Genomic DNA, 8,291 nt, shown 5'->3' with positions numbered 1-8,291 from the left:
CATCTCACTACGAGCCGTCCACACCAACTAACATCAACCCGCCCGGGTGGGGAAGATGATCTAGCAGCCGTGAGGACAACCGGCTAGCGCCAACAGCCAGGGCCTGCCAGATCAGATAGGCCACCAGGACGAGCCCGGCCAGCAGCGCCACGGCCAAAATCGCGCCGAAGCCCAGCCAGAACCGGCGGGCCTTACGGTCGCGTTCGCGCTGCAGGCGGCGACGCTGCTGCCAGCGGGCAACAAGAACCGCGTCGCGCTGCTGCTTGGCGACCAGCTCCGCCGGGGTCAGGAAGATCCTGTACCCGGTGTCCGGGTCGGTGTACTGCACCAGATGCGCCGGCGGCGTGGCCGGGTCGACGTAATGGATGACGTGCGTGCGGTTTGGCCGTGGAGCCGGGACTCGCTTCACCATTGATCGATCTCCTTCGATAGATGAGGGTGGATTCCAGCCCGGACGGTGTTCCGGGTGGTCTGGGGTGCGCGTCAGGCCGCGTCCGGGACCGGCCGCAGGAGCGGGCGGTTTCCGGTGGCGACAGCGGCGCGCAGGGTGGCCGCGTAAGCGGCGATGGCCGCACAGGTGCGGTCATCCAGGTAGGCGACTTTCAGCAATTCGGGGCTGCCGTTCTCGGCGATCAGCAGGCCCGCGCCCGGGTTGTTCGGGCTGATCGAGTTGGCCGACCAGCCTTTGTTCACCCAGCCGTGCCCGAGGACAATGTCCGACGACGAATCGTTGGTGCAGCGTCCGGCGAACCGCCACGCGAACAGATCTCGCAGATCGGTATCGATGATTTTCGAGCTGGGCCGCTGCGTCGCGGCAGCGACGATGATGCCGACCGCCCGGCCCCGGGCGACCAGGTCCCGCAGCAGCATGTTGAAGTCTTCCTTTTGCTGCTTGCTGCCGATCGTGGCCGAGAAGTAGGCGATCTCGTCGATGGCGATCAGGTACGACAGGAAGACGTCGTCCGGAATGATCTTCCGGCGTTCGCAGGCCTCCAGGTAGTCGTACCGGTTGTCCATCATCATCTGCAGCCGCTTGAGCAGCGACAGCGCCGCGTCGATGTCCGGGCCGACGAACAGCTCGGCGCACTTCTTCCACTGGCCCAGCTCGACTCGCTTGCCGTCGAGCAGGACCAGCTTGCAGTCCAGCGACAGCGCCGCGTGCGCGACGATCGCGTTCAGCAGGCCTGACTTGCCCGAGCCGGGTTCCCCGCCGATCAGGATGTTGCGTTCGATCAGCGGTACCCGCTTCGGGTGGCCGAACTCGTCGATCCCGACATGTACCGGGTCGAAAATCGACAACACCGGGCCGAGCTCGACTGGACCAGTACCGGTCTCAGCGACCAGGACAGGAGCCATGTCAGCCCTGATCCTTCGGCTGTTCAGGCCCGTCATCGTCGAGGATGCACCTGATGACGGCGCCCGGCAGGCCCGACTGTTCCCCTTGCTTGACATAGTGCGCCGAGATCACTCTGGCCAAATCCATCCGGATCGCATGCCGACCGTCCGGGCTCAGCAGCGAGGGCCCCAGCGACGGCACCTCGGCCGGAGGCGGAAGGAGCCTGTAGCCCTCGAAGCCCGGCAGGTCCGTTGCCGCCGATTCGGCCGCGACATCGTCGTGACGGTCATCGCTCACGGCAATCACGCTGCCGGCACCGGGGAGGCGGTGTTCCACGGCTCGTCCGGCACGCTGTCCGGAACGAACCCGTCACCGGCCTTGGCCCGGTTCATCTTGGTGACCTTCGCTCGCGCGAACCGCAGACTCGGGCCGACCTCGTCGACCTCCAGGCCGTAGGTGGACCGCTTCTCGCCGGACTCCTTGTCCTCCCACCGCGACAGCCGCAACCGGCCGGTGACGATGACTCGGGTGCCTTTGGTCAGCGACTCCGCGATGTGCTCGGCCATGTCCCGCCAGCCGGTGCAGGTCAAAAACAGCGTGTCGCCGTCCTTCCACTGACTGGTCTCGCGGTCCATCAGCCGTGGCGTCGACGCGACGGTGAACTTCACCAGCGCCGCCCCGCTCGGCGTGTACCGCAGCTCGGGATCGTCGGTCAGGTTGCCGATCATCGTGATTGTTGTTTCTCCAGCCATCAGTGATCACTCCTTTTTGTGTGATGGCGTTCAACAGGGGATTCCTCCACCGGGACACAGCAGGTCATGGACGACTCCTGCGGCGTTCCGGGGCAGGCTCTTCGATGTCGGCCAGATCCAGGCCGACCGGCGGCACCGGCGCAACCGGGGCAGCCTTTGTGTTGGTGCGCAGGCTCGGGATCAGCAGCGCCAGCGGCGAATCGATCCGGCCCGCAAGGGGGTCGCGCCGGGAGATGTCGACTCGGATCAGCGCGGCGTACCGCTCCGACGCGGACACCACCCGGACCTGCTTGGCCGGCATCGCCACCGCGAGCTGACCCGTCTTGCCGTCCAGGTCCTCCAGCTCAAGACCGGGCCGCAGCCACACCCACACCCGCTCACCAGCCGGTGTCGGGCGTGCCCACAACATCAGCGGCAGTGATCCTGGACGGGAGCCCGTCGGCGCCGAACCGCGGACGATCCTGGCGAAGCACAGCCGCAGCCGGTGACGATCCACCACGCACCACGACCAAGCGGCAATGAACCGACGCACCGGGCGAACAAGCCCACAGAAAGCGACTACGACGGCGATCAGGCCCAGTCCGACAAGCCAGTGCGTGGCACGACTCACCAACGAGGGTCCGACGAAGACCAGCCCAGTGAGGATGGTCTCCGGCAGCCACCACCAGAGCGCCCGCAGGACCGGCCATGCGAGGACCACGGAGCCAGCGAAGGCTCCGCAGAGCACGCCGAGCAGTAGCGCTGACGCGATCGCCAAGACCGGCGAGATGAACGCTGACAGGGCGACACCAGCCATGACCGCAGTAGTGACTCCCGCGGTCAGAAAGGTGACGCGCGCCCGGCGGGCATACCACTGAGATACCGGCGGCTCAACAACGGAGATTACCTCGATGGGCCGCGTTCCGAACATCTTGTGTCGTGACATCCGCTCCTCCTTCCAGTCGACAAGTGACTCGATCAAGGAGACATCACTGAGGACGAACGTTGTCAGATGGCGGGAGTTAACCCGGTTATCACTAAGCGCGTTAACCGCTGTGCATTTTCTATCGACCGTGCACAATGGGAAGTCGACAAGGGAGACGACCACATGGCATTCAGTCAGTCATCGCGGGCGGTCACGCCGCTGCAGGCTGCGCGGCTCGAAGTCGGCTGGAAGCAAGCGCAGACGATTCGGGCGCTGCAGCATGCCGCAGCTGACGAGGGCATACCAATCGCCACCGAACGCAGCCTGAAGACGATGCTGTCTCGCTGGGAGAACGGCCACGACCAGCCGGACGCCACCAGCCGAAGGTTGCTGTGCTACGTCTACGGGCAGTCGGTGGAGCAGCTTGGATTGCAGAGCGCGCCAGCGACCACGGTTGCAGTGCGCTCAGTCGCTCCTGCTGTCGGAATAGAGATCGTCGACTACTTCCGCAACGTCCTTGCCGAACACCTCCGAGCGGACAACCTCATGGGCCCGCACCATCTGATCGATGTGGTCCACGCCCAGACAGTCCTGCTCGACCAGATGCTCGCCAATGCACGCGGCGACGTCCGCGCCGAATTGCTGAGACTCGCATTGCGGTACAACGAATTCGAGGGCTGGCTTTATCAGGATGCATGCGATGTCGACCAAGCAATGCGTTACACCGATCGATCAATGGAATACGCACTGGAAATCGGCGACCCTTGGGAAACCACCTACGTTCTGATGCGCAAGGCCGATATCGCCTCCGATACGGACAACGCCAATCGAGTCATCGGCCTCACCGATGCCGCGCTGCGCAACGCTCCACCGGACGCCTACCGCTTGAAGGCCCTAGTTCAGCGGCTGCGCGGCCGCGGGCACGCCCAGCTCGGCGACGAGGGCGAGTGCGCCCGCGCTCTTGACGACGCCTACGACCAGGTTGGCCGGACAGGTGACGCCCCGAACTGGCTCACCGACTACTGCACACCGTCATACATCGGCATGGAGGCAGCGAGCTGCTGGAGCCGTCTCGGCCGATTTGATGTGGCCGTCGCGACCTATGAGCGAAGCCTGCCGACTTGGCCGACGGCGCTCCGCCGCGACCAAGGGCTCTGCTTGGCCCGCCTGACTAGCGCCTATGCCGGGCAGGGCGACTTCGAAAGCGCCAGCGCAACCGGCCGCCGGGCGATCGGGGTCGTACGGACTGCGCCGTCCGGTCGCGCGCTCGCCGAGATGCAGCGCGTCCGGGTGACACTGGCGCCTTACCGGCGGCATGCGGAAGTATCAGATCTCAGCGACCGCATCCGAGGGTTGATGAAGCCGGCCGCCTGAGACGGTGGAGACTTATCTTGGTCGACCTGATAACGACAGCGACGTCGAAGGACGAGACCGACCGCGACGCCCGGGTCGCAATGCTGCCTGTTGGCAGCTTCGAGCAGCATGGTGAATACCTTCCGCTTAGCACGGACACCATCGTCGCTTGCGTGATCGCCGAACAGCTCGCCGCGCGCTTCCCGGTCATGCTCCTTCCGCCGATCACCATCTCGTGCTCCCACGAGCACGCCGCATGGCGCGGGACAGTCAGCATCAGCGCCCGGACCCTGCACCAGGTCATCACCGACATCGCCGACTCGCTGTCCACATCCGGAATCGACCGGCTGGTCCTCGTCAGCGGCCACGGCGGGAATTACGTCCTCGGAAACGTGGCCCAGGAAGCATCGGTACGCGGTCCTCGGATCGCCGTTTTCCCTCAGCCGGCCGAGTGGGACCGGGCACGGGCCGTCGCGGGGCTCGGGTCGAGCAGCCAGGAGGACATGCACGCCGGTGAGATCGAGACCTCGATTTTACTGGCGAAGTACCCAGAGGTGATCCGACCCGGCAACGACACTGCGGACTGGATCGCAACGGACCGGCCGAACCTACTGACTCTTGGCATGGCTAGCTACACCAAGTCAGGTGTCGTCGGCCGGCCTTCCCTCGGCTCTGCAGCCAAGGGAGCCAGTGTGCTCGCCAGCCTTGAAAAGTCCTTCGAAACCGTCTTCGACGTGCTCAATCCTCAGTAGCTGCGCCGAGGCGTAGAAGCGCAGCGCGGGACCAGCGAACCTTGACCCCTCGCATGTATGTCCGGGGCGGTCACCGTTGCTGGCATAGTCGGCCGCCGCGACATCAGTTTGGAAGGTGCCTAGATCAGGCCCTCAACCGGCTTCGTGAGCTGGGTGACCTGCGCTGGTTCACTTGGTCGGGCGATGCGCGATGTGCCGTTGAAGACCCACACTGACCTCTGTTTGCTGAACGATCGGGCACGCGACGGGCACGCGGTGACTCCTGCACTGCCAGGACGGTCTTCGGCCATGATCGCTGAGCTGCAACATGTCCACCAGCGCGAACGCGCGTCGACTCCCCGTGTTTCCCCCGCTGCGCCCCCGTGACGACCCGCCCATCTGGCACGGGATCTGGCATGTCCGCCGGCTTGCTGATGCCTGGAGGCCTTCCGACACACGTTTTAGGAATGAGCGAGTGGCTGACTGCCTCAAGGCTGTGACCAGCACCGCAGGTTAGCTTGTCGGCCGCCCATTGCAAGATCGTTAGGCCTCTACTCTGCAGCAGATCTGACCGCTCTTTCGGGCATGCGGCGGCCACGCACGCCAATGGAGGCGACTGAAGAGGCGGCGACCCACACCGCACCAGGTGATGCTGATCAATCTTGATTGTCAAATCACTACCTACAGTGGCTCCTGACTGGTTTGCTGGCCGCGGGACCGCCAGCGGGCAGGGCTGCTACATGATCAATGATCAAGCGGTCCCTCCGCCTTGATCTGAAACACCTTCTGAGGCGATCGGCTCCGCCTCTTGACAGCTGCGACCTCTGCCCCGTCAAGAAATGATCATGATGTGCCTGATGGGGTCCATACCGAGCATGAGCTGCGGCGACATTCCACCACCCTGTACGGTCGTCCGACGTCCTAGGAGGTCGTTTCGGGTTGCCGATGCATCTGCAACCTCCAAGACGCCGATGCTTGTGTCGACCGAACGTTGGATGGCGTAAGGTGAGAACTTGGCCGAGAATCTACGCAAATTCATTGCCATCGAGCACCGTTCCGAGGACACGAAGAATATGCGGAAAGCGATCTTCGAAATTTCGGCTGCAGTTGGTGCTGCAGCCATCGTGCTGATAGTGGTTGCCGTGAGCGGATCCTTGAGCGGTGTTCTACGGTGGCTGCTTGTAGGAGCTACAGCTGTCGCGGCCTGTGGTTTGGCTTGGTGGGCGGCCCGCCGCTTGTCCCAGACGGCGAATCCCTCAGGTTTGCAGATCGCTAATCGAATCCGATCAAGCGGAAAGGTCAATATCGAGGATGTAAGTCTCGACCCCACTGCGCGAGATGCACAAGTAGCGAATGACATTCGCTCAAAGCGCGACACTAGCATCAAACGTATCGGCACACAGAATAAGCGGCCATCTAAATGACGGGCGTTGCGGTGCACTCTTTGGACTGGAGGTCACAATTCGCAGCCCTAGATCCCTACTTCCGGGATATTAATGGGGTGATTCGTATTCATGCTGGCCCGGGTGCACCGAGTTCAATTTTCGCGAAGGTCCTAAGGCATAGATTGTTGACTGAGCCGTGGCCTCGCCGCTGGCTCAGCGTACAAATTGATCCAATGAACGCCAACACTCACTACGTTCGCGATATAGTCCGACAGATACTCAGGTCAATCAACGTTACAGTCGCGAGTCAAGGCGAAGCCTCTGTAGTAAGTGTGGGAAACGACATCAGATCGCGTGGCAATGTAACCATTAGTAACGTCAGTATAAATCTCGGCTCCGACAGAGATTTGAGGGATGCGAGGGAGGACGCCCAGATTCGGGACGTTCATACTGCCCTCCGCAACATTCTTAATACTCGACGAGTCGCCTTGCTGTTTATCAACACACATCTGTTCGATCCTCGTGACTTAATGGAGGTCAGGCAGCGACTGTGGGACGATGCGCTTGCCGAGTTAGTCGAAGAAGGATTGCTTCTCCTAGACCTGTCAGACCCGCTCCAGCTGACCAGCAGGCCGGATGTCTGGCCGCCTGAAGCCTGCCTCGTTCTGGACCTTCCTGACAGGTACGACAGCGAAACACGCGGCCACGCTCTGCAGGACCTCACTAACATCGCGCTGGAAAAGGGATGGTTTGCCACCGCTGAAGAAGCAGCGGCCTCCGCAAGGATGCTATTGGCTACCTCGCTCGACATCAACAGCGCCTATGCCAGCTTGGCATTAGCCTTAGCTGGACTAGGTGTACGGCATGAGGCCCAATAACGACGCGCCGCCGGATTTAGCCGTGTTCTTGGGCGCCAGTTCCGTCATTGAGACCTCGTTAACAGCGCTCGCCGGCGCCGAAAGCCTTACGGACGACCTCGCGGTGTATTTGCTGGAGTCACTAGACTTACCTCGCCCACAAGCGTTAATTACGGCTCTCCATTCATGCAATTTTGTGGTGGAAAGGAACAGCGAGTGGCATCTCGCGCCGAACGCCCGCAGCCATTTGATCGATCGACTTCAGCAGCGTACTGAGTTACGTAATGCGGTACATGGCCGCCTCTTAGAAATCGCACAAAATTCTGGGCTACGGCGGGAATTCTCCGAAGTCCCTCGCTATCTGAACGAAGGCGCAGGGCGCGCGTACCACCTTTCCGCCCTTAACGCCAGCTCAGGGCTAAGGGAATACGTGAAGCTGGCCGTTTCGGGGGAGATGGGACAACAATGGCTTGGGTCTCGCCTTGCCGAGGAACAGCAACGCCTGGGAATGTTGCCCCCTGATTCCATTGAGATCAGCTTTCTTCGCGGGATGGTGTACTATCGGGAGCGTAGACACGCCGAAGCCGAGCCTATCTTCCGAGCCGTTGCCAGCTCTGCGGAGAATCGCATAGAGGTTGCCATAGCCCTCCATATCGTGGGCTCGATTGATGCAAAACGTCGGCGTAGCAAGCTGGCTGAAGAGGAACTCAGAAGAAGTGTATGGATCGGCGCAAAAATTGGGGAAATCTTCCACCGAGCACAGGCACTCCACACTTTAGGAAGAATGCTGGGTGGTAGCACCTCAAGACGAACAGCGGAAGCAGAGAAGTTACTTCGCGAGAGTCGAGAGTTACTCAGAAGCCGAAAAGACCTTCCCAGTGAGGCCCAAGTTCTGCACACTCTTGGTCAACTGATCGGCCGGAACCGCAATCGTGCAAGCGAAGCCGAAGAACTACTTCGCCAAAGCCTGCAG

10 protein-coding genes are annotated in these 8,291 nt (G+C 62.1%); 5 read left to right on the top strand and 5 right to left on the bottom strand.

Annotated elements, in window-relative coordinates; all coding sequences use genetic code 11:
* Nucleotides 1-7 precede the first annotated feature (7 nt).
* From AB0M20_RS10515 to AB0M20_RS10495, 5 genes are all read right to left on the bottom strand, one after another.
* Nucleotides 8-412 carry a hypothetical protein gene (locus AB0M20_RS10515; protein WP_364296639.1) on the bottom strand — a complete coding sequence of 135 codons (405 nt, stop codon included), beginning with the start codon at nt 410-412 and terminating at the stop codon, nt 8-10.
* Between the two features lie 71 nt (nt 413-483).
* Nucleotides 484-1,392 (bottom strand): FtsK/SpoIIIE domain-containing protein, encoded by a 909-nt coding sequence (locus AB0M20_RS10510; RefSeq protein ID WP_364296637.1) that lies wholly within the window; start codon nt 1,390-1,392, stop codon nt 484-486.
* Entirely contained in the window at nt 1,358-1,633 is a 276-nt protein-coding gene (locus tag AB0M20_RS10505; protein ID WP_364296635.1) for a hypothetical protein, read from the bottom strand. The genes AB0M20_RS10510 and AB0M20_RS10505 overlap by 35 nt, the downstream gene beginning before the upstream one ends.
* Nucleotides 1,634-1,638: 5 nt before the next feature.
* On the bottom strand, nt 1,639-2,088 hold the full coding sequence (locus AB0M20_RS10500; RefSeq protein WP_364296633.1) for a single-stranded DNA-binding protein: 450 nt from the start codon (nt 2,086-2,088) through the stop codon (nt 1,639-1,641).
* A gap of 64 nt (nt 2,089-2,152) precedes the next feature.
* Complete coding sequence (locus AB0M20_RS10495) at nt 2,153-3,013, bottom strand: hypothetical protein (protein ID WP_364296631.1); 861 nt, start codon at nt 3,011-3,013, stop codon at nt 2,153-2,155.
* 66 nt (nt 3,014-3,079) lie between these two features.
* On the opposite strand from AB0M20_RS10495, the gene AB0M20_RS10490 reads away from it, so the two are divergent.
* From AB0M20_RS10490 to AB0M20_RS10470, 5 genes are all read left to right on the top strand, one after another.
* On the top strand, nt 3,080-4,366 hold the full coding sequence (locus AB0M20_RS10490) for a hypothetical protein (protein WP_364296629.1): 1,287 nt from the start codon (nt 3,080-3,082) through the stop codon (nt 4,364-4,366).
* A 17-nt stretch (nt 4,367-4,383) separates the two neighbouring features.
* Nucleotides 4,384-5,097, top strand: a complete 714-nt coding sequence (locus AB0M20_RS10485; RefSeq protein WP_364296627.1) for a creatininase family protein — start codon at nt 4,384-4,386, stop codon at nt 5,095-5,097.
* Between the two features lie 992 nt (nt 5,098-6,089).
* Nucleotides 6,090-6,500 carry a hypothetical protein gene (locus AB0M20_RS10480; RefSeq protein WP_364296625.1) on the top strand — a complete coding sequence of 137 codons (411 nt, stop codon included), beginning with the start codon at nt 6,090-6,092 and terminating at the stop codon, nt 6,498-6,500.
* A gap of 449 nt (nt 6,501-6,949) precedes the next feature.
* Nucleotides 6,950-7,339: a hypothetical protein gene (locus tag AB0M20_RS10475; RefSeq protein ID WP_364296623.1), complete on the top strand. Its 390-nt coding sequence runs from the start codon at nt 6,950-6,952 to the stop codon at nt 7,337-7,339.
* Nucleotides 7,326-8,291: hypothetical protein (locus AB0M20_RS10470; RefSeq protein WP_364296621.1), on the top strand; the 966-nt coding region annotated here is incomplete at its 3' end. The genes AB0M20_RS10475 and AB0M20_RS10470, both read left to right, overlap by 14 nt.

This window comes from Actinoplanes sp. NPDC051633 (assembly GCF_040681735.1).
Lineage (GTDB): Bacteria > Actinomycetota > Actinomycetes > Mycobacteriales > Micromonosporaceae > Actinoplanes.
Note: the sequence above shows the minus strand (reverse complement) of the source record. Positions and strands in the feature narration are given on the sequence as shown.

Coding starts and splice junctions, on each gene's coding strand:
- AB0M20_RS10510 (WP_364296637.1), bottom strand. CDS start 1,392: ATGACGGGCCTGAACAGCCGAAGGATCAGGGCTGACATGGCTCCTGTC.
- AB0M20_RS10500 (WP_364296633.1), bottom strand. CDS start 2,088: ATGGCTGGAGAAACAACAATCACGATGATCGGCAACCTGACCGACGAT.
- AB0M20_RS10495 (WP_364296631.1), bottom strand. CDS start 3,013: ATGTCACGACACAAGATGTTCGGAACGCGGCCCATCGAGGTAATCTCC.
- AB0M20_RS10515 (WP_364296639.1), bottom strand. CDS start 412: ATGGTGAAGCGAGTCCCGGCTCCACGGCCAAACCGCACGCACGTCATC.
- AB0M20_RS10490 (WP_364296629.1), top strand. CDS start 3,080: ATGGCGGGAGTTAACCCGGTTATCACTAAGCGCGTTAACCGCTGTGCA.